Origin of the sequence: Kaistia sp. 32K (assembly GCF_016629525.1) — a bacterium.
GTDB lineage: Bacteria > Pseudomonadota > Alphaproteobacteria > Rhizobiales > Kaistiaceae > Kaistia.
Window position 1 is genome coordinate 4,975,808 of record NZ_AP024269.1, and the last position, 18,511, is coordinate 4,994,318.

At 68.5% G+C, this 18,511-nt stretch carries 18 protein-coding genes; 14 read left to right on the plus strand and 4 right to left on the minus strand.

The window, feature by feature from the left end:
• The first annotated feature begins 102 nt into the window (after positions 1-102).
• From K32_RS22965 to K32_RS22985, 5 genes are all read left to right on the plus strand, one after another.
• Positions 103-1,632 carry an FGGY-family carbohydrate kinase gene (locus K32_RS22965; protein WP_201401711.1) on the plus strand — a complete coding sequence of 510 codons (1,530 nt, stop codon included), beginning with the start codon at positions 103-105 and terminating at the stop codon, positions 1,630-1,632.
• A gap of 64 nt (positions 1,633-1,696) precedes the next feature.
• A complete protein-coding gene (locus K32_RS22970; protein ID WP_244669705.1) occupies positions 1,697-2,611 on the plus strand; it encodes a sugar ABC transporter substrate-binding protein in 915 nt (304 codons plus the stop codon).
• Positions 2,608-4,296, plus strand: a complete 1,689-nt coding sequence (locus tag K32_RS22975) for a sugar ABC transporter ATP-binding protein (protein WP_201401712.1) — start codon at positions 2,608-2,610, stop codon at positions 4,294-4,296. The genes K32_RS22970 and K32_RS22975 overlap by 4 nt, the downstream gene beginning before the upstream one ends.
• Positions 4,293-5,222, plus strand: coding sequence for an ABC transporter permease (locus tag K32_RS22980; protein WP_201401713.1), 930 nt, complete (start codon positions 4,293-4,295; stop codon positions 5,220-5,222). The genes K32_RS22975 and K32_RS22980 overlap by 4 nt, the downstream gene beginning before the upstream one ends.
• A gap of 70 nt (positions 5,223-5,292) precedes the next feature.
• Positions 5,293-6,024 (plus strand): dienelactone hydrolase family protein, encoded by a 732-nt coding sequence (locus K32_RS22985; RefSeq protein ID WP_201401714.1) that lies wholly within the window; start codon positions 5,293-5,295, stop codon positions 6,022-6,024.
• 598 nt (positions 6,025-6,622) lie between these two features.
• On the opposite strand, the gene mtnC is transcribed toward K32_RS22985, so the two are convergent.
• Positions 6,623-7,333: an acireductone synthase gene (gene mtnC, locus K32_RS22990; RefSeq protein ID WP_201401715.1), complete on the minus strand. Its 711-nt coding sequence runs from the start codon at positions 7,331-7,333 to the stop codon at positions 6,623-6,625.
• Positions 7,334-7,415: 82 nt separating this feature from the next.
• Between mtnC and mtnA the strand changes: the two genes are divergently transcribed.
• Entirely contained in the window at positions 7,416-8,510 is a 1,095-nt protein-coding gene (gene mtnA, locus K32_RS22995) for an S-methyl-5-thioribose-1-phosphate isomerase (RefSeq protein WP_201401716.1), read from the plus strand.
• Here mtnA and K32_RS23000 read toward each other — a convergent pair whose 3' ends face one another.
• A complete protein-coding gene (locus K32_RS23000) occupies positions 8,511-9,704 on the minus strand; it encodes an MFS transporter (protein ID WP_201401717.1) in 1,194 nt (397 codons plus the stop codon).
• On the opposite strand from K32_RS23000, the gene K32_RS23005 reads away from it, so the two are divergent.
• On the plus strand, positions 9,703-10,131 hold the full coding sequence (locus K32_RS23005; protein ID WP_201401718.1) for a helix-turn-helix transcriptional regulator: 429 nt from the start codon (positions 9,703-9,705) through the stop codon (positions 10,129-10,131). The genes K32_RS23000 and K32_RS23005 overlap by 2 nt on opposite strands.
• A 397-nt stretch (positions 10,132-10,528) precedes the next feature.
• Here K32_RS23005 and K32_RS23010 read toward each other — a convergent pair whose 3' ends face one another.
• Positions 10,529-10,846 (minus strand): hypothetical protein, encoded by a 318-nt coding sequence (locus tag K32_RS23010; RefSeq protein WP_201401719.1) that lies wholly within the window; start codon positions 10,844-10,846, stop codon positions 10,529-10,531.
• Positions 10,847-11,060: 214 nt separating this feature from the next.
• Between K32_RS23010 and fabA the strand changes: the two genes are divergently transcribed.
• The 6 genes from fabA to K32_RS23040 all read left to right on the plus strand — a co-directional run bounded on the left by fabA (position 11,061) and on the right by K32_RS23040 (position 17,221).
• On the plus strand, positions 11,061-11,588 hold the full coding sequence (gene fabA, locus K32_RS23015) for a 3-hydroxyacyl-[acyl-carrier-protein] dehydratase FabA (protein ID WP_201401720.1): 528 nt from the start codon (positions 11,061-11,063) through the stop codon (positions 11,586-11,588).
• 69 nt (positions 11,589-11,657) lie between these two features.
• Positions 11,658-12,881 (plus strand): beta-ketoacyl-ACP synthase I, encoded by a 1,224-nt coding sequence (fabB, locus tag K32_RS23020; RefSeq protein ID WP_201401721.1) that lies wholly within the window; start codon positions 11,658-11,660, stop codon positions 12,879-12,881.
• A gap of 26 nt (positions 12,882-12,907) precedes the next feature.
• Positions 12,908-13,756: an enoyl-ACP reductase FabI gene (gene fabI, locus K32_RS23025; protein WP_201401722.1), complete on the plus strand. Its 849-nt coding sequence runs from the start codon at positions 12,908-12,910 to the stop codon at positions 13,754-13,756.
• Positions 13,757-13,989: 233 nt separating this feature from the next.
• The gene (locus tag K32_RS23030; protein ID WP_371812797.1) at positions 13,990-14,265 is read left to right on the plus strand and encodes a GIY-YIG nuclease family protein; all 276 of its coding nucleotides are present in this window, start codon (positions 13,990-13,992) and stop codon (positions 14,263-14,265) included.
• A 174-nt stretch (positions 14,266-14,439) separates the two neighbouring features.
• Complete coding sequence (hrpB, locus tag K32_RS23035) at positions 14,440-16,893, plus strand: ATP-dependent helicase HrpB (RefSeq protein ID WP_201401724.1); 2,454 nt, start codon at positions 14,440-14,442, stop codon at positions 16,891-16,893.
• 100 nt (positions 16,894-16,993) lie between these two features.
• Complete coding sequence (locus tag K32_RS23040; RefSeq protein WP_201401725.1) at positions 16,994-17,221, plus strand: DUF2442 domain-containing protein; 228 nt, start codon at positions 16,994-16,996, stop codon at positions 17,219-17,221.
• A 160-nt stretch (positions 17,222-17,381) separates the two neighbouring features.
• On the opposite strand, the gene K32_RS23045 is transcribed toward K32_RS23040, so the two are convergent.
• Positions 17,382-17,831, minus strand: coding sequence for a VOC family protein (locus K32_RS23045; protein WP_201401726.1), 450 nt, complete (start codon positions 17,829-17,831; stop codon positions 17,382-17,384).
• A gap of 69 nt (positions 17,832-17,900) precedes the next feature.
• On the opposite strand from K32_RS23045, the gene K32_RS23050 reads away from it, so the two are divergent.
• Positions 17,901-18,500 (plus strand): TetR-like C-terminal domain-containing protein, encoded by a 600-nt coding sequence (locus K32_RS23050; protein ID WP_201401727.1) that lies wholly within the window; start codon positions 17,901-17,903, stop codon positions 18,498-18,500.
• The last annotated feature ends 11 nt before the right edge of the window (positions 18,501-18,511 follow it).

Sequence of the window (18,511 nt, forward strand, 5' to 3'; positions counted from 1 at the left end):
GCATCGTCACCTGTCGTTGCAGAGGCGGGGAGAACGTGATTTCCCGCAGCGGAATCATGCCCTAGATTGCGCCTCCCGCAATATCCGGACAGGGATTCGCACATGGCAGCCAAGAAGTCCGTGCCGACACGCACGGTCCTGATCATCGATGTCGGCACGTCGTCGGTGAAGGCTGCCCTGTTCGACGAAAATGGCCGCACCCTGCGCTCGGCCGACGCGCCGGTCACCACGGCGAGCCCGCAGCCCGGCTGGGTCGAGCAGGATCCGGCGCTCTGGTGGAAGGCGACCGTCGAGGCGGTGCAGGCGCTCGCCGTCGACGCCGTGCCGATCGCCATCACGCTGACCGGCTCGATGCAGAACGTCATCCTGCTCGGGCGCGAGGGCGTCAGTTTGCGCCCGGCGCTGCTCTACAGCGATGCCCGCGTCAGCGAGAAGGAGATGGCGGCGCTCAAGAAGCACCTGCCGAAGGACTTTGAAAATCGGATCGGCAACCGGGCCGAGCCGGCGCTCTGCCTGTTCCGGCTCGACTGGCTGCTGAACCACGAGGGCGGCACCATGGCCAAGGTCGAGCGCGTGCTGTTCGGCGCCAAGGACGCGATGATCCATCGCATGACCGGCCGCGCCGTCGTCGATCCGACCTGCGCCACCACGACCGGCCTGCTCAATCTCGCCGCCCGCCACTGGGACGCCACCATCCTCGCCGCGATCGGCATGTCGCCGGCGATCCTGCCCGATATTCTCGATGCCGACGCGCTCGCCGGCCCGCTGCTGCCGGAGCCCGCTGCCGCACTGGGCCTGGTGCCCGGCATTCCCGTCTATGTCGGCGCCGGCGACGGCGGCGCCACCGCCTGGGGCACGGCGAGCGAGCAGCACGACCGGCCGCACGCCTATCTCGGCACCACCGGCTGGATCGCCGCCACCATGCCCTATTCGGTGGCGAAGCCGCCGCGCGACGCCTATACGCTGGCCGCTCCCGTCGGCACCGACGTCATCGTCATCTCGCCCTTCCTCGCCGCCGGCCTCGCGATCGACTGGTTCGCCGGCATCGCCGGCCGGCCGGTCGCCGAGCTTTACGCCGCGGCGGAGACGCATGACGCCAGCCCGCCCGGCGCGCTGTTCCTGCCCTATCTGATCGGCGAGCGGGCGCCTTTCTCCGATCGCGCCGTGCGCGGCGCCTTCCTCGGCCTCGACCGCGAGCAGGCCTCAGATACGCTCGCCTATGCGGTGCTGGAGGGCCTCGCCCACGCCATCCGCGACAATCTCGACGCGCTGCCGATCCCGCCCAAGACCATCGCGCTCGCCGGCGGCGTCGCCGGCTGCCTGACGGTGGCGCATCTGATCGCCGACGTCACCGGCGCGCGGGTGACGGTTCCCTCCGCGAGCCGCATCGTCACCGCCTATGGCGCCTTCCGCATCATCGCGCCGATCATCGGCCTGGCGCCGAAGGGGACAGCGAAGAGTGCCGCGACCAAGGCGAAGGCGAGCCGGAAATCCGGCGCCGCCGGCAGCGACGAGACCGTCGTCGCACCCCGTCCCGAGCGGGCCAAGCGGGCCGCCCGACGCTTTGCCGCCTATCGTCAGGCGGCGGCCCAGGCGCGGGCGCTTGCCGAGGCGCTCGACCCCGCGCTTTGAGCCGCTTGCGCCGGGGGCGGGGGAGGCGATATCACTGGCGCCGAACCCAAGGGGGAGAACAAAAATGCGGGTTGGAATTCTCGGACTGGCCGTTGCGGGGCTGATGGCCTCGACGGTTGCTGCCATGGCCGCCGACGTCGCGGTGCTGACGCCGTATCAGAGCTCGGTCGCCACCAACCAGATGATCAACGTGTTCCAGGACAAGGCCAAGGCGGCCGGCTGGAACGCGACCGTCGTCGACACGCGCGGCGACATGGGCCAGCTCGCCAGCCGCATCGAGGACGTCGTCGCCGCCAAGGTCGCGGCGATCGTGCTCGTCAGCGTCGATCCGACCCAGATCCAGGACCAGGTCAACGCCGCCGCCGCCGCCGGCATTCCGGTCGTCACCATCGACGGCGCCAAGGCGCCGGGCGTCGTGCTCAACGTCACGTCCGACAATTTCGAACTCGGCACCAAGCTGTCCGACTTCCTGTTCGACAAGCTCGGCGGCAAGGGCAACATCGTCAAGTTCTTCTATTCCGCCCATCCGGGCGTGCATCAGCGCGAGCTGGCGCTGGACGAGGCGCTGAAGAAGCATCCCGATATCAAGGTCATCGCCGACCACTATGTCGTCGTGCCGGGCCCGATCGACGACGCCCGCAAGACCACCGAGAACTGGCTGAAGAGCCAGGGCGACCAGATCGACGCGGTCTGGGCCGCCTGGGACGAGCCGGCGATCGGCGCGCAGCTGGCGATCGAGGCCGAACAGCCGGATTCGAAGATCATCATCGCCGGCATCGACGGCAACCCGCAGGCGATCGAGCTGATCAAGGCATGCTCGAACATCAAGGGCACCGTCAGCCAGGACTTTGACGCCATGGCGAGCCTCGCTGCCGAGGGGCTGACGCAGATCCTCGCCGGCAAGACGCCGGAGAAGGCCGAGCTCTATGCCCCGGCCAAGCTGATCACCCCGGAGACGCTGGGCGTCACCTGCCCGTGAAGTCTCCGCCTTTCCTCGCGCTGGACGGCCTCGTCAAGCATTTCGGCGCGACGAAAGCCCTCGATGGCGCCGATCTCGTTCTCGAAGCGGGATCGGTGCACGCGCTTGTCGGCGAGAACGGCGCCGGCAAGTCGACCCTGATCAAGACGCTTTCCGGCCTCTACCAGCCCGACGCGGGCGCGATCCGCCTCGACGGCGCGCCGATCACGATCGACGGCCCGCGCGCGGCGGAGGCGCTCGGTCTGCGCTTCATTCATCAGGAACTGAACCTCGTCCCGCATTTCGACGCCGTCGGCAATGCCTGGATCGGCCGCCGCCATCCGCGTCGCGGCCCGTTCATCGATGGCCGCGCCATGCGGGCGAAGGTCGCCGAGGTGGCGGCGCGGATCGCGCCCGATTTGCCGCTCGACAAGCCCGCCGCGCGGCTGACGCCGGGCCAGCGCCAGATGGCGGAGATCGTCCGCGCGCTGATGGATCCTGCCCGCCTCGTCGTCATGGACGAGCCGACCTCAAGCCTGTCCGAGGGCGAGGCCGAGCGGCTGCACGAGATCGTGCGCCAGCTCGCCGCCGAGGGCTGCGCCGTCCTCTTCATCTCGCACCGCCTCGACGAAGTCCTCGACCTCTGCGACCGCTACACCGTCCTGCGCAACGGCCGCACGGTCGGCACGGGCGCGATCGCCGACATCGACCGCGCCGGCCTGGTGGCGCGGATGTCGGGCGGCGCGGGAAGGGACGCGGGCGCTTCACCTTCCTTCCCGCAGGCCAACCTTCCTCAACATCCTGAGGAGGCTTTCGCAGAAAGCCGTCTCGAAGGACGCACGGCCGACTTGCAGCAAGACCTTTCCGGCACTCCCGTCCTGCGTCCTTCGAGACGGCCCTCCGGGCCTCCTCAGGATGTTGAGGGCGGAACGCCGCATGCGGTGAAACCCGTGCTCGCCGCCGATCTCGCCTTCGGTCCCGCCGGCAGCCGCTTCGCCTTTTCGGCGCGGGCGGGCGAGATCGTCGGGCTCTATGGCCTCGTCGGCTCCGGGCGGTCGTCGCTCCTGAAGACGCTCTGGGGCGCGACGCCGGGGCGCGGGCTGATCGCCATCAACGGCCAGGTGCCGAGGCATGGGCCGGCCGGCCGCATCGCCGCGGGCGTTGCCTATGTGCCGGAGGACCGCCGCCGCGAGGGCCTCGCCAATTCGCTCTCGATCGAGCAAAATCTTTCGCTGGCTCACCTTTCCGATTTCCGCGCCCTGTCCAGCCTGCCGGCGCCCTCGCGGGGCAAGATCCGAGCCTTCGCCCGCGCCACCGGCGCCCGCCTCCGTCTCGTCGCCGCCGGCCCCGATCGCTCGCCGGCGACGCTCTCCGGCGGCAACCAGCAGAAACTCCTGTTCGGTCGCTGGCTCGGCCGCCCGATCCGCGCCCTCCTGGTCGACGAGCCGACGCGCGGCGTCGATGTCGGCGCCAAGGGCGAGATCCATGCCGAGATGCGCCGCATCGCTTCGGACGGCGCCGCCGTGTTGATGGCGACCAGCGACATCGAGGAACTGCTCGCGCTTTCCACCCGGGTCCTCGTGCTCCATGCCGGCCGCCTGGTCGCCGAGCTCGAAGGCCCTTCGCTCACCCGCGCGGCCGTCGTCGCCGCCGCCTTCGGCCATGCTCCGGACGAGCAGATGCCGCCCTCGGAACGCTCCGCATGACCCTTCTTCGCCGTTACGGCACGCTTCTGGCGCTGGCGCTGATCATCCTCGTCTTCGCCATCGCCTCGCCGCAGGCCTTCGGCACGATGTCGAACCTCGTCAACATCACCCAGCAGATGGCGCTGCTCGCCATCGTCGCGATCGGCGCGACGCTGGTGATGGTGTTGGGCGAGTTCGACTTGTCCGTCTCCGCCGTCGTCTCCTGGGCCGGTATCGCCGCCGCCGCCTTGTTCGCCGCCGGAATCGCCGTGCCGGTGGTGATGATCACGGTCCTCGTCTCGGCCGTCGCCATGGGCGCCACCTCCGGCTTCCTCGTCGCCCGCTACCGGGTGCCGAGTTTCATCGCCACGCTCGCCTTCGGCACGGTGATCGGCGGCCTGACCTTCTGGGTCTCGAACGGCGCGACGCTCTTTTCCGGCATTCCGGCGGGGTTTCGCGATCTCGGCCGCGGCTCGCTCGCCGGCTTTCCGGTGCCGACGCTCTGGCTGATCGGCGTCGCCATCGTCTTCTGGCTGCTGCTCGACCAGACCGAATTCGGCCGCCGGCTCTATGCGATCGGCGGAAACCGCGAGGCGGCGCGGCTTGTCGGCCTGCCGGTCCGGCGCGACATGGTCGTCGCCTTCGCGCTTTGCGCGGCACTTGCCGGCCTCGCCGGCCTGCTTTTGACAGCGCGGCTCGGCAGCGCCCATCCGACCGGCGGCGGCGGCTATCTGCTGCAGGCCTATGCCGCCGTCTTCCTCGGCATGACGGCGTTTCGCGAGGGCGAGCCGAGCGTGCCCGGCACGCTGGTCGGCGCCGCGATCATCGCCGTCGTCTCCAACGGCCTCACCATCCTCGGCGTGCCGAGCTTCCTGCAGGATCTCTTGACCGGCGCGATCATCCTCGCCGCCGTGCTGGTCCGCAATTTCGGCCGCGACGGCGATTGAGATTAGCTTAGGCGGCCTTATCTTCGGGGCGTTGCCCTCCGGCAGCTTTCCCCCTCACGGACGATTTGCGATGAAACAGAACGTCGAGATCCAGACCGCCGACGGCGTTGCCGGCGCTGCCCTGTTCGTCCCGGCCGGGCCGAACGCCACGACTTCGGGCGTCATCCTCTACATGGATGCCTTCGGCCCCCGCCCGGCGCTCTACGGCATGGCGGAGCGCCTCGCCGATGCCGGCTATTTCGTCCTCGTCCCGGATCTGTTCTATCGCGCCGCGCCCTATGGGCCGTTCGACGCCACCGCCTTCAGCAACGAGACGACGCGGGCGCAGCTGATGGCGCTCTTGCAGGGGACGTCGCAGGCGATGACGGCGTCCGACAGCGGCGCCTTCCTCGAGGCGCTCGTTGCGGCCGGCGCCACCGGCCGGATCGGCGCGGTCGGCTATTGCTTCGGCGGCGGCCGCGCGTTGACGGCGGCGGCGACCTATCCGGAAAGAATCGCGGCGGCGGCGAGCTTCCATGGCGGCAATCTCGCCAGCGACGCGCCCGATAGCCCGCACACCAAGGCCGGCTCGATCGAGGGCCGCGTCTATGTCGGCGTCGCCGGCGTTGACCGCAGCTTCCCGCCGGAGCAATCGGCGCGGCTCGCCGTGGCGCTACGCGAGGCTGGCGTCGACCACACGATCGAGAACTATGTCGGCATGGAACACGGCTGGGCCGTCAGCGACCACGGCGTCTACGACCCGAAGGGCGCCGAGCGCCACTGGAAGCGCCTGCTGGAGTTTTTTGACGAGACGCTGCGGTAGGGCGGCGTCGTCTCTAAGGGCGCCCGGCGCCTGCGCCTTCCCGTTCGAACGCCCGCAGGCGTCCGCCCCAAGCCTCCGTCATCCCCGCGAAGGCGGGGATCCATTCAGCCGAAGCCTTGGCCGGAAAACCTCCCGACGCTTCGGCTGCATGGATCCCGGGTCAAGCCCGGGATGACGGCGAGGGTGGGATGGCGGCGGAGGCAGGCTTCCCAGCACTTTCCGCCAGGGACGCCCGGCGCGCCTGCGCCTTCCCGTCAGAACGCCCGTAAGCGTCCGTCCCAAACCTCCGTAATCCCTGCGAAAGCAGGGATCCATCCAGCCGGAGCCATCACCGGAAAACCTCCCGACGCCTCGGCTGCATGGATCCCGGGTCAAGCCCGGGATGACGGCGACGGTGGGGTGGCGGCGGAGGCAGGATTGGCAACGCCGGTCAGTCAGACCCTCACCCCAGTCCTCTCCCGCACGCGGGAGAGGGGGCGCAACGCGCCTTGTCTTGCGAGAGCAAGAACAAGCTCATGGCCAACGCCCGCGCCGGCCGAAAAGCCCTCGCCCGCTTGCGGGAGAGGGTTGGGTGAGGGCCTTGCTCTACCACCCGAAATCAGCGGACCGTGCCGGTCTTCGCGTCGATGGCGTCGAAGGTTTTGACGATCGCGTGCGTCGTGTCGGGCGGGATGACGACCTCGCCCCGGTCGAGACCGATCGTCTTCATGCCGGCCTCGCGCGCCGCGTCGAGTTCCCGCGTATTGTCGGAGAGGAACAGGATTTCTTCCGGCGCGAGGCCGATCTCGCTGGCGATTGCCGTGTAGGACGACGCCTCTAGCTTCGAGCCGATCGCGGTGTCGAAATAGCCGGAGAACAGCGGCGTCAGATCGCCCGAATGGGTGAAGCCGAAGATCAGCTTCTGCGCCAGCACCGAGCCGGAGGAATAGACGAAGAGCGACAGGCCCGAATCCTTCCAGCGCGTCAGCCCGGCGACGGCGTCGGGGTAGATGTCACCCTTCAGGACGCCCTGGCGGTAGCCGTCCTCCCAGATCATGCCCTGCAGGAATTTGAGCGGCTTCGCCTTGCGGTCCTCGTCGATCCAGCCGGTGAGCAGCGCGATCGTGCCCTCCTGATCGAGCTCGGGCTGGCCGGCGAGGGTGCGCGCTTCGGCAAGCGCGCCGGCGACGGCCGGATCGGCCGCGTGCTCGGTGACGAAGCCGGCGAGGCGGGCGCGGGCATAGGGAAACAGCACGTCCTTGACGAAGGAGATCGACGAGGTCGTCCCCTCGATATCGGTCAGTACGGCGCGGATTGGCGGGGTCGACATCGATCAGGCCCTGATGGTTGTGGCACTTCCGCCTCTACTCGATTACGTGAAGGCGGTCATCCTCATTAGTGTGGAGCATCTGATGAAAGTCGACGGCGTCGCCTATCGCTCGATCTGGCGCGATCCCTCCGAGACGACGGTCACCGTCATCGACCAGACGCTGTTGCCGCATCGTTTTCAGACGCTGCGGCTTTCAACCGTCGCCGATGCGATCGACGCGATCAAGCGGATGGTGGTGCGCGGCGCGCCGCTGATCGGCGTCACGGGCGCCTATGGTTATGCGATGGCGCTGCGCGACAATCCGTCGGACGCCAATCTCGATGCCGCCTTCGACGCGCTGCTCGCGGCGCGTCCGACCGCCGTCAATCTGCGCTGGGCGCTGGAGATTTTGCGTAACGAGGTGCGGCCGCTGGCGCCGGACGATCGCGCCGTCGCCGCCTATGTCACGGCCGATCGGCTGCATGCCGAGGATATCGCGACCAACGGCACGATCGCCGCGCATGGCGCGGGGCTCATTCGCGAGATTTTTGAGGCGAACGGCCGCTCGCGTCCGGTCAATGTGCTCACCCATTGCAATACCGGCTGGATCGCCTGCGTCGATTGGGGCACGGCGCTCGGCGCGATCTACAGCGCGCATGACGACGGCATTCCCGTCCATGTGTGGGTCGACGAGACCCGGCCGCGCAACCAGGGCGCCAGCCTGACGACGTGGGAACTCGGCTCGCATGGCGTGCCGCATACGCTTGTCGTCGACAACGCCGGCGGTCATCTGATGCAGCACGGCCAGGTCGACATCTGCCTCGTCGGCGCCGACCGTGTCACCGCCTCGGGCGACGCCTGCAACAAGATCGGCACCTATCTGAAGGCGCTCGCCGCCAAGGACAATCACGTGCCCTTCTATGTCGTGCTGCCCGGCTCGACGGTCGACTGGCGCATCGAGGACGGCCTTTCCGGCATCGAGATCGAGGAGCGCGCCGGCGATGAGGTGACCCACATCTCGGGCATCGCCGGCGACGGCTCGATCGTCAAGGTAAGGCTGGCGCCGAAGGGCACCAAGGCGGGCAACCCCGCCTTCGACGTGACGCCGGCGCGGCTGATCACCGGCCTGGTCACCGAGCGCGGCGTCGCCGAGGCGAGCCGCGCCGGTCTGGTCGGGCTCTATCCCGAGCGGGGCTGATCAGGCCCGCTCGACGGCCACGCGGGCGACCGGCTTCGTCACCGTCGACTTCATGGTCGCGAGCAGCAGGACGAGCGCCGCCAGCTCGAACAGGGCGGCGGTCCAGCCGATCGCCGTGATCGAGATGTAGTCGATCGCGATCGCGCCGATCGCGGCGCCCGCCGCCGTGCCGAAATAGAGCGCCGACGAGTTCAGCGACAGCGACACCGCGGCGAGCGACGGCGCCAGGCGGACGAGGCGCACCTGCTGCACGGCCGGGAACGACCAGCCGGCGAGGCCCCAGACGGCGGCGATGACATAGGCGACGACGAGGCCGTGCCGGTCCGGCGCGTAGACCGCGACCAGCGACAGCGCCGCGTAGTTGATCGTCAGCGTCGCCAGCACGGCGGTGAGAAAACGCCTGGCGTTCCAGCGATCGGCCGCATAGCCGCCGATCAGATTGCCGGCGGCGCCGCCGATGCCGGCCAGGAACAGCGCGCCGGCGACCATTTCCGGCGTCGCGCCGAAGACGCTGGTCATCAGGGCGCCGAAATAGGTGTTGATGGCGAAGATGCCGCCGAGCGTCAGGAAGGTCAGCGCCAGCACGATCAGCGTATCGGGGCGGCGGACCATCTCGAGCCGGGTGGCGAGCGAGACGCTGGCGGGCGCTGCGACGCGCGGCAGGGCGACGAGGATGCCGAGAAGGGCGATCGCCGCCAGGCCCGCGACGCCGAGGAAGGTGGAGCGCCAGCCGAAATGCTCGGCGACGAGGGTGCCGATCGGCACGCCGACGATGATCGACACCGTCATGCCCGTATAGATGATCGAAATGGCGCGGCCGCGCTTTTCCGGCGCGACCATGGTCGCCGCCGTGCCCGAGGCCGACGGCACGAAGGCGGCGGCCGAGAGCGCCAGCAGCACGCGCGACACCATCAGCCAGAGATAGTCCGGCGCCAGGCCGGCGACGATGTTGGCGAGGCCGAAGGCGGTGATGGCGGCGGCGAGCAGCGTCTTGCGCGGCCAGTTCGCTGTCGCCACCGCCAGCAGGGGGGCGGCGACCGCGTAGACGAGCGCGAAGCAGGTGACGAGATGGCCGGCGGCGGCGACCGACACCTGCAGGTCGTCGGCGATCATCGGCAGGATGCCGGCGATCATGAAGCCCTCGGTACCGATGGCGAAGGTACCGAGCGCCAGCCAGATCAGGGAGCGAAGCATGGTGATTTTGTCCAAGAGTTCAAAAACTGTTGGACAATATGGCGGTGCAAACGGGCGCGTCAAGCAATGTTCAATAATACTTGAACTGTCTGCGCGCCACCTCTATGTGTCGGCCATGGCCAAGGATCTCTTTCACCCGCTGACCGAGCAGATCGACCTCTCCGCCGTGCTGGAGGCGCTGAGCGACCCGATCCGGCGCGACGTGGTTCAACATCTCATGAAGGTCGGCGAAGACAGCTGCGGCGCCACCTCGGCGCTTTCCGGCCTGTCCAAGACCAACATGACCTACCACTACGCCCGGCTGCGCGAGGCCGGCGTCACCCGCGCCCGCATCGACGGCGCCAAGCGGATCATCTCCGTCCGCTACGACGATCTCGAAGCCCGCTTCCCCGGCCTGCTGCCGGCGATTCTCGGCGCGAACTCTTAGCTATTTGCCCCGTCCCGTTTTCTTGCGCGAGCCGGCATCCGCTTCGATCGAGAACCTTTCTTCGCCTCTCCCTGAAGAATGCTTCGCGCAACACCATCTTCATCGCGCTGATCGGGCCGTGCCACCCTACGCCGTCATCCCGGCGTAGGCCGGGATCCATACACTCCGGCCTGTGGCCGATAGGCTGAGCCAAGCTTTCCTGGCCGGTGTTCATGGGCCCCGGCCTCCGCCGGGGCGACGGTGCCCTGCCCATCGGCCGTGGACCACACGGCGACCATTCGGTGCTGTGCAAAGGTCTCCCTAGAGGCGAGAGGCAAGAGGCAACTCGGATCGCTCAGGAAATCGGGCTCGCCTGTTGAGCGACCGCCTCAGGCGTTCGTCCGTTCGCCCAAAAAACTCACGGACCAAACGTCCCCTGCGGGCGGGTTTCCGTCGTGCCGTGGCTCCTGCCGCCCCGCGCCGTGTTGCAGAAGCAGGTCGTGCCGATGCGCTCGAGCCGGCCGGTCGGGCAGTTGCCGGCGAGCGAGCGGCACTGGTTGGCGGTGAGGCCGGGCACCTCGGGCGCCCCCGGCGTCTGGATCTTCGGGATCGGCACCTCGAACAGCTTCGGCTGATCGAACAGGCTCGGCTGCTGGAACAGGTCGCGCGCGCCGGCCGGAATCGCCGCGAGCCCGACAAGGATAGCCAGCGCAGTAAGGGCGGGGATGCGATTCATGCCTGTCTCCATGCGGCGCGCGATGCGCCTGCGGCCATCCTAGCAGGACCAGATGCTAGGAACTCGCCTGAAATCCACCGGGCTTTCGATCACGAGGCGGCTATGTTAGGAAGGCCACGAAAAGCGCGGGAGGCTGAATGCCGCCTGCGTCGAGAGGATAGTGCGCGCGCCCGGATTTTCGAGGTTGCGGGCCGAACAGAGGTAGAGTGACGGCATGGCAGATCGCCCGTCGAGCTTCGACTATGAGGCTCTGCTCGCCTGCGGGCGGGGAGAATTGTTCGGCGAAGGCAATGCGCAATTGCCGCTGCCGCCCATGTTGATGTTCGATCGCATCACCTCGATCAGCGAGGAAGGCGGCGAATACGGCAAGGGCCACATCCGCGCCGAGCTCGACGTCAATCCCGACCTCTGGTTCTTCCAGTGCCACTTCAAGGGCGATCCGGTGATGCCGGGCTGCCTGGGCCTCGACGCCATGTGGCAGATGCTGGGCTTCTTCCTCGGCTGGAGCGGTTCGCCCGGCCGCGGCCGCGCCCTCTCGACCGGCGAGATCAAGTTCTCCGGCATGGTCGTTCCGACCGTGAAGAAGGTCGAATACGGCGTCGATCTGAAGCGCGTTCTCCGCTCGAAGCTGGTGCTCGGCATCGCTGACGGCTGGTTGAAGGCGGATGGCGTCACCATCTACCGCGCCAAGGACCTCCGCGTCGGCCTCTTCCAGGGCGAGGCGACACCTGCCGTCGGTTGATGGCGGGGCCGGCCCGTGCGGGCCGGTCGGTCATGACCGAACGATAGAATTCAGGAAGGACACCGAGCGATGAAGCGGGTCGTAGTGACCGGGACGGGTATCGTCTCCTCCATCGGCAACAACACCCAGGAAGTGCTGGCGAGCCTGCACGAAGCCAAGAGTGGCATCACCGCCGCCAAGGACTTCGCCGAGCTCGGATTCCGCTGCCAGGTGCAGGGCATGCCGACGCTGGATCCGGCCGAGGTCGTCGACCGCCGCGCCATGCGCTTCCACGGCGGCGGCACCGCCTGGAACCATGTCGCGATGGAGCAGGCGATCCGCGACGCGGGCCTCGAGGAAAACGAGGTCTCGAACGAGCGCACCGGCATCATCATGGGCTCCGGCGGCCCGTCGACCCGCGCCATCGTCGAGGCGGCCGACATCACCCGCTCCAAGGGCCCGAAGCGCGTCGGCCCGTTCGCCGTGCCGAAGGCGATGTCGTCGACCGCGTCGGCCACGCTCGCCACCTGGTTCAAGATCAAGGGCGTCAACTATTCGATCTCGTCCGCCTGCGCGACGTCCAATCATTGCATCGGCAACGCCTATGAGATGATCCAGTACGGCAAGCAGGACGTGATGTTCGCCGGCGGCTGCGAGGAGCTCGACTGGACGCTCTCCGTGCTGTTCGACGCCATGGGCGCGATGTCGTCCAAGTACAACGACCGCCCGGCCGTCGCCTCGCGCCCCTATGACAAGAACCGCGACGGCTTCGTCATCGCCGGCGGCGCCGGCGTGCTGGTGCTCGAGGAGCTCGAGCATGCCAAGGCGCGCGGCGCCCGCATCTATGGCGAGGTCGTCGGCTACGGCGCCACCTCGGACGGCTACGACATGGTCGCGCCGTCGGGCGAGGGCGCCATCCGCTGCATGCGCCAGGCGCTGTCGACCGTGAACGGCCCAATCGACTACATCAACCCGCATGCCACCTCGACGCCGGCCGGCGACGCCCCGGAAATCGAGGCGATCCGCACAGTGTTCGGCTCGGGCGACAAGTGCCCGCCGATCTCCGCCACCAAGGCGCTGACCGGCCATTCGCTGGGCGCCACCGGCGTGCAGGAAGCGATCTACAGCCTCTTGATGATGAACAACCGCTTCATCGTCGAATCGGCCCATATCGAAGAACTGGATCCGGCCTTCGCCGACATGCCGATCGTGCGCAAGCGCATCGATGACGCGAAGATCGACACCGTACTCTCCAACTCATTTGGCTTCGGCGGCACCAACGCCTCGCTGGTCTTCCAGCGCTACGTCGCCTGAGCCACAACAAGAACAAGGACGATCGAATGACGGCAGCAACCAGCAACCTGATGAGCGGCAAACGCGGTCTCATCATGGGTGTCGCCAACGATCATTCGATCGCCTGGGGCATTGCCCGGACGCTGGCGGCCCACGGCGCCGAACTCGCCTTCACCTATCAGGGCGATGCCTTCGGCCGCCGCGTCAAGCCGCTGGCCGACGCCGTCGGCGCCAAGCTGCTGCTCCCCTGCGACGTCGAGGATCTCGCCTCGGTCGACAGCGTCTTCGCGGCGCTGAAGGCCGAATGGGGCAAGATCGACTTCATCGTCCATGCTATCGGCTTCTCCGACAAGAACGAGCTGAAGGGCCGCTACGCCGACACGACGCGCGACAATTTCGTGAAGACGATGGTGATCTCCTGCTTCTCCTTCACGGAGATCGCCAAGCGTGCCGCGGCGCTGATGCCGGATGGCGGCTCGATCCTGACGCTGACCTATGGCGGCTCGACCCGCGTCATGCCGAACTACAATGTCATGGGCGTCGCCAAGGCGGCGCTCGAATCCTCGGTGCGCTATCTCGCCATGGATTTCGGCTGCGACAACATCCGCGTCAACGCGATCTCGGCCGGCCCGGTCCGCACCCTCGCCGGCTCCGGCGTCGCCGATGCCCGCATCATGTACAACTACCAGAAGAAGAACTCGCCGCTCCGCCGCACCGTCTCGCTCGAGGAGATCGGCGGCTCGGCCCTCTATCTCCTGTCCGAGCTCGGCGCCGGCGTCACCGGCGACGTCCACTTCGTCGATTCCGGCTACAACATCGTCTCGATGCCGCGCCTCGAGGAACTGAAGGTCCACGAGGCCAACGCCGAGGCCAACAACCCGGCGGCGGTCGAGTAGGTTTCGGGTTTTCCGGCACGATTTCAAGGGCGCCCGCTGTGGCGCCCTTTTTCGTTTGCGGGGCAGGAATGCACGAGGCTGGACCTATCCCCACCCTCGCCGTCATTCCGGGCGGAGACCAGGGATCCATTCAGCCGAAGTCCCGCGAGTGAGTGAACCCGGCCATGGATCCCTGCTTTCGCAGGGATGACGGCGAGGGTGGATCGTGCAATTTTGGGTGGATGACGCCTTGCGTGTACATCCTGGCCAGCGCCCGCAACGGAACGCTGTATATCGGCGTGACGAGCAATCTGCCGCAGCGGGTCTGGCAGCATCGGGAAGGCTTCCTTGGCGGCTTCACGAGCCGCTATTCGATCAAGACCTTGGTCTACTACGAGGTTCACGACACGATGGAATCGGCCATCCGTCGCGAAAAGCAGATGAAGCTCTGGAAGCGGAGCTGGAAGATCGAGCTGATCGAACGCGCCAATCCGAACTGGCTCGACCTCTACGGAGATATCGCCTTTTAGCCCCACCCTCGCCGTCATCCCTGCGAAAGCAGGGATCCATGTCGATCGAGCGTTCCGCTTTTCCTACGCTTCCGCTGGATGGATCCCGGGTCTCCGCTGCGCTATGCTCGGGATGACGACGGTGGGACGACACCCCCACTGGCACGAAACCCCGCCGCCCTCTATGACGGCGGCATGCTGCCCGTCGACGACGCCCTCCCCGAACTCAAAGCCGCGCTTGAACGCGGAAACAGCGCCGTGCTGGTGGCGCCGCCCGGCGCTGGCAAGACCACGCGTGTTCCCTTAGCGCTGCTCGACGCGCCGTGGCGGGGCGACGGCCGCATCCTGATGCTGGAGCCGCGCCGGCTGGCGGCTCGCGCTAGCGCCCGCCGCATGGCCGAGACGCTCGGCGAGGAAGTCGGTGAGACCGTCGGTTATCGCGTCCGGCTGGAAAAGAAGGTTTCGGCCCGCACCCGTATCGAGATCGTCACCGAGGGCGTCTTCACCCGCATGATCCTCGACGATCCCTCCCTCGACGGCATAGCTGCGGTGATCTTCGACGAGTTCCACGAGCGCAGCCTCGACGGTGATCTCGGCCTGGCCTTGGCGCTCGACGCGCAGGCAGGCCTCCGCGAGGATTTGCGCATTCTCGTCATGTCGGCGACGATCGACGGCGCCCGCGTGGCGCGGCTGCTGGGCGACGCCCCGGTGGTCGAAAGCCTCGGCCGCATGTTCCCGGTCGAGACGCGGCATGGCGGCCGCGATGCCGCCCGCCGCATCGAGGACGACGTCGCCGACGCGGTGCGCCGGGCGCTGGCGGCCGAGACCGGCAGTTTGCTCGTCTTCCTGCCGGGACAGGCCGAAATCCGCCGCGTCGCCGAGCGGCTGGAAGGGCGGGTCGGCGACGGCGTCGAGATCGCGCCGCTCTATGGCGCGCTCGATTTTGCCGCGCAGGATCGCGCCATTCGTCCGGCGGCACCGGGAAAGCGCAAGGTGGTGCTGGCGAGCGCGATCGCCGAGACGTCGCTGACCATTGAGGGTGTCCGCGTCGTCATCGATTCCGGCCTCGCTCGCGCGCCGGTCTACGAGCCGGCGACCGGGCTGACCCGGCTCGAAACGCGCCGCGTCTCGCGCGCTTCGGCCGACCAGCGGCGCGGCCGCGCCGGCCGTACCGAGCCCGGCGTGTGCTACCGGCTCTGGGAGGAGGGTCAGACGGCGGCGTTCGCGCCGTTCGACCGGCCGGAAATGCTGGAGGCCGACCTCGCGCCGCTGGTGCTGGATCTCGCCAGCTGGGGCGTTGCCGATCCCGGCCAGCTCGCCTTCCTCGATCCGCCACCGAAACCCGCCTGGGAAGAGGCCGTGGCGCTGCTCACCCGGCTCGACGCGCTCGACGCCGATCGTCGTCTGACCAAGGAAGGGGAGGGCCTCGCCCGTCTCGCCGTCAGCCCGCGCCTCGGCCACATGCTGCGCAAGGGCGCCAGCCTCGGCCATGGCGGCCTCGCCGGCGCGATCGCGGCGCTCCTCTCCGAGACCGGGCTCGGCGGCAATGATGCGGATCTGCGCGAGCGGCTGCGCCGGCTCTATGCCGCCCGCGATCCGCGAAGCCGGGATTCGTTGTCGCTCGCCGCGCGCTGGGCGCGCGAGGCCGGGGCGAGGGGCGAGAATGGCCGCGCCGACATCGAGGAGACGGGGCTCCTCACCGCCTTCGCCTTTCCGGACCGCATCGCCATGGCGCGCGGCGCGCCCGGCGCCTTTGTCATGGCGAACGGGCGCGGCGGCGTGCTCGATCCGGCCGATGCGCTGTCGCGAGAACCCTTCCTCGCAGTCGCCAGCCTGCAGGGCGCGGCCGAGAACGCGCGCATCCTCGCCGCGGCTCCCATCTCGCGCGAAGAAATCGAGGCCAATTTTGCCGAGCAGATCGTCGAGGAGGAGGGCGTTGCCTTCGATCCGCAGACGGGCTCTGTACGCGGCCGCAGCGTGCGTCGGCTTGGCAGGCTCATCCTTTCCGACCGCGCCAGCGGAAAAGTTTCCGACGCGGCGGTGCAGGCGGCGCTGTTGGCAGAGATCCGGCGGCGGGGCGTGGCGGCGCTTCCCTGGGAGAAGACGGCCGAGCAATTCCGCGCCCGCATCGCCTTCCTGCATGCCCGTCTCGGCGGCGACTGGCCGGATGTCTCCGACGCGGCGCTGGCGCGAGACCTCGACGACTGGCTCGGGCCCTATCTCTCGGGAAAACGCCGGCTCGACGCGGTGACGCCGGGCGTGCTGCACGAGGCGCTTTCAAGCCTGGTGCCGTGGGACAGGCGGGCGGCGATGGACCGTCTCGCGCCGACGCATTTCGATGCGCCGTCGGGATCGCGCGTGCCGATTGATTATTCCGATCCGAACGGGCCCGTCCTGGAAATCCGGGTGCAGGAATTGTTCGGGCTCGATCGCCATCCCTCGGTCGGCGATGGCGGCGTGCCGCTGACGGTGACGCTCTTGTCGCCGGCGCACCGGCCGATCCAGATCACCAAGGATTTGCCCGGCTTCTGGCGCGGCTCGTGGAAGGATGTCCGCTCCGACATGCGCGGCCGCTATCCGAAGCACGTCTGGCCCGATGATCCGCTCGTCGCGCAGGCGACGGCGCGGGCGAAGCCGCGCGGCACCTGACCGGTTCGATCGCCAGACCGGTGGTCGACTCGGAATTGCCATTCTGTGGCGGCAAGGTCGGGAACGGCCGAATCACCTCGCGTCGCGGAAAGGAACGTCCATGAAGATCGATCCCGTCGCCATCGATGCCGCCGTGACCAAGGATGCGCTCCTCGTGAGCCTTGCCGACGGACGCGAGCTCGCCACCCCGATCGACTGGTTCCCCCGCCTCGTCGGCGCGACGCGGGCGGAGCGCGAGAACTGGCAGATCACCGGCCGCGGCGAGGCGCTGCACTGGCCGGATCTCGGCGAGGACATCGCGGTCGCGAGCCTGCTGCGGATCAGCTGAGTCCTTCTTCTCCCTCCCCCTTGTGGGGAGGGCCGGGGTGGGGGTTCTACCTCGATGCGGGGAATTGGATACGGCCGAGTTCTTCTCGGATGGACGGAGCCGGTACCCCCTCCCTAACCCTCCCCGCAAGGGGGAGGGGACGCCCGGCCGCGCCTCCCCCTCACGCCGACGTCTCGGCCTCCCAGCGGCGCTGCATTTCGGCAGGCGCCACCTCCTCGATCTTCTGCGACAGCGTCCAGCGATGGCCGTAGGGGTCGAGCACCTGCGCGATGCGCTCGCCAAAGCTCTGGTCGGCGGCGGCGCGCAGCAGCGTCGCGCCGGCCGCCAGCGCCCGCTCGACCATGGCGTCGGTCGCGTTGGTGTCGAGGCGGAAGGTGACGGGCGAGCCGCCGACCGTGTCGGGGCTGACGGCGCCGAAATCGGGATATTCGTCGGCGATCATCATCACCGTCTCGCCGAAGCGGAGTTCGGCATGGCCGACCCTGCCGTCCGAAGGATCCGTCATGCGGAAGATCTCCTCGGCGCCGAAGGCCTTCTTGTAGAAATCGATCGCCTCGGCGGCGTTTCTGGTGATGAAATGGGCACTGACCCGAAGTGTCGTCGGTTCCACGGTCTCTCTCCCTCTTGCCTGCCGTCTCCCTTGCACCCCATCCGGGATTAGATTACGTTCCGTTACGTAATGAGTCAAGCAAGCCCTCCCAAACGAAAACCCGGCCGGCCGCCCAGCGCCGAGGCGCGCGAGCGCGCGCTCCGCGCCGCGCATGAGATCCTGATGGCGGAAGGCTTCGGCCGGCTGTCGATCGAGGCGGTCGCGGCGCGCTCGGGCGTCGGCAAGCCGACGCTCTACCGAAACTGGGCCAATGCGCAGGAACTGGCGCTCGCCGCCCTCGTCGCCAATCCGCTGCCGGAGGCGCTGGCCGAGGGGGCCACGGCGCGCGCGCGGCTTTTGGCGCAGATGCGCGGCCTCGTCACCGCCTTCGCCACGACGCGCGGTCGTCAGGTCGCCCTGGCGCTGGCCTCGGCCGATCCGCAGAGCGAGTTCACCAAGGCGTTCCGCAACAAGGTGATCCTGGCCAGCCGCGAGACGGGGCGGACGATATTGCAGGATGCGATCGCTGCCGGCGAGATGGCGCCGCCGCCGGATCTGGAGGCGCTGCTCGACATGATCTACGCGCCGGTGTTCTACCGGCTGCTGGTCGGGCACCAGCCCCTCGACACGGCCCTCGCCGACGCCGTCGTCGAGACGGTCTTCTCCCTCCCCCTTGTGGGGAGGGAATGACGGTGGCGCTG

Coding starts and splice junctions, on each gene's coding strand:
- K32_RS23050 (WP_201401727.1), top strand. CDS start 17,901: ATGAGTCAAGCAAGCCCTCCCAAACGAAAACCCGGCCGGCCGCCCAGC.
- K32_RS22970 (WP_244669705.1), top strand. CDS start 1,697: ATGCGGGTTGGAATTCTCGGACTGGCCGTTGCGGGGCTGATGGCCTCG.
- K32_RS23040 (WP_201401725.1), top strand. CDS start 16,994: ATGAAGATCGATCCCGTCGCCATCGATGCCGCCGTGACCAAGGATGCG.
- K32_RS22980 (WP_201401713.1), top strand. CDS start 4,293: ATGACCCTTCTTCGCCGTTACGGCACGCTTCTGGCGCTGGCGCTGATC.
- K32_RS22965 (WP_201401711.1), top strand. CDS start 103: ATGGCAGCCAAGAAGTCCGTGCCGACACGCACGGTCCTGATCATCGAT.
- fabB (WP_201401721.1), top strand. CDS start 11,658: ATGAAGCGGGTCGTAGTGACCGGGACGGGTATCGTCTCCTCCATCGGC.
- K32_RS23000 (WP_201401717.1), bottom strand. CDS start 9,704: ATGCTTCGCTCCCTGATCTGGCTGGCGCTCGGTACCTTCGCCATCGGT.
- mtnC (WP_201401715.1), bottom strand. CDS start 7,333: ATGTCGACCCCGCCAATCCGCGCCGTACTGACCGATATCGAGGGGACG.
- hrpB (WP_201401724.1), top strand. CDS start 14,440: ATGCTGCCCGTCGACGACGCCCTCCCCGAACTCAAAGCCGCGCTTGAA.
- K32_RS22985 (WP_201401714.1), top strand. CDS start 5,293: ATGAAACAGAACGTCGAGATCCAGACCGCCGACGGCGTTGCCGGCGCT.
- K32_RS23010 (WP_201401719.1), bottom strand. CDS start 10,846: ATGAATCGCATCCCCGCCCTTACTGCGCTGGCTATCCTTGTCGGGCTC.
- fabI (WP_201401722.1), top strand. CDS start 12,908: ATGACGGCAGCAACCAGCAACCTGATGAGCGGCAAACGCGGTCTCATC.
- mtnA (WP_201401716.1), top strand. CDS start 7,416: ATGAAAGTCGACGGCGTCGCCTATCGCTCGATCTGGCGCGATCCCTCC.
- fabA (WP_201401720.1), top strand. CDS start 11,061: ATGGCAGATCGCCCGTCGAGCTTCGACTATGAGGCTCTGCTCGCCTGC.
- K32_RS23005 (WP_201401718.1), top strand. CDS start 9,703: ATGGTGATTTTGTCCAAGAGTTCAAAAACTGTTGGACAATATGGCGGT.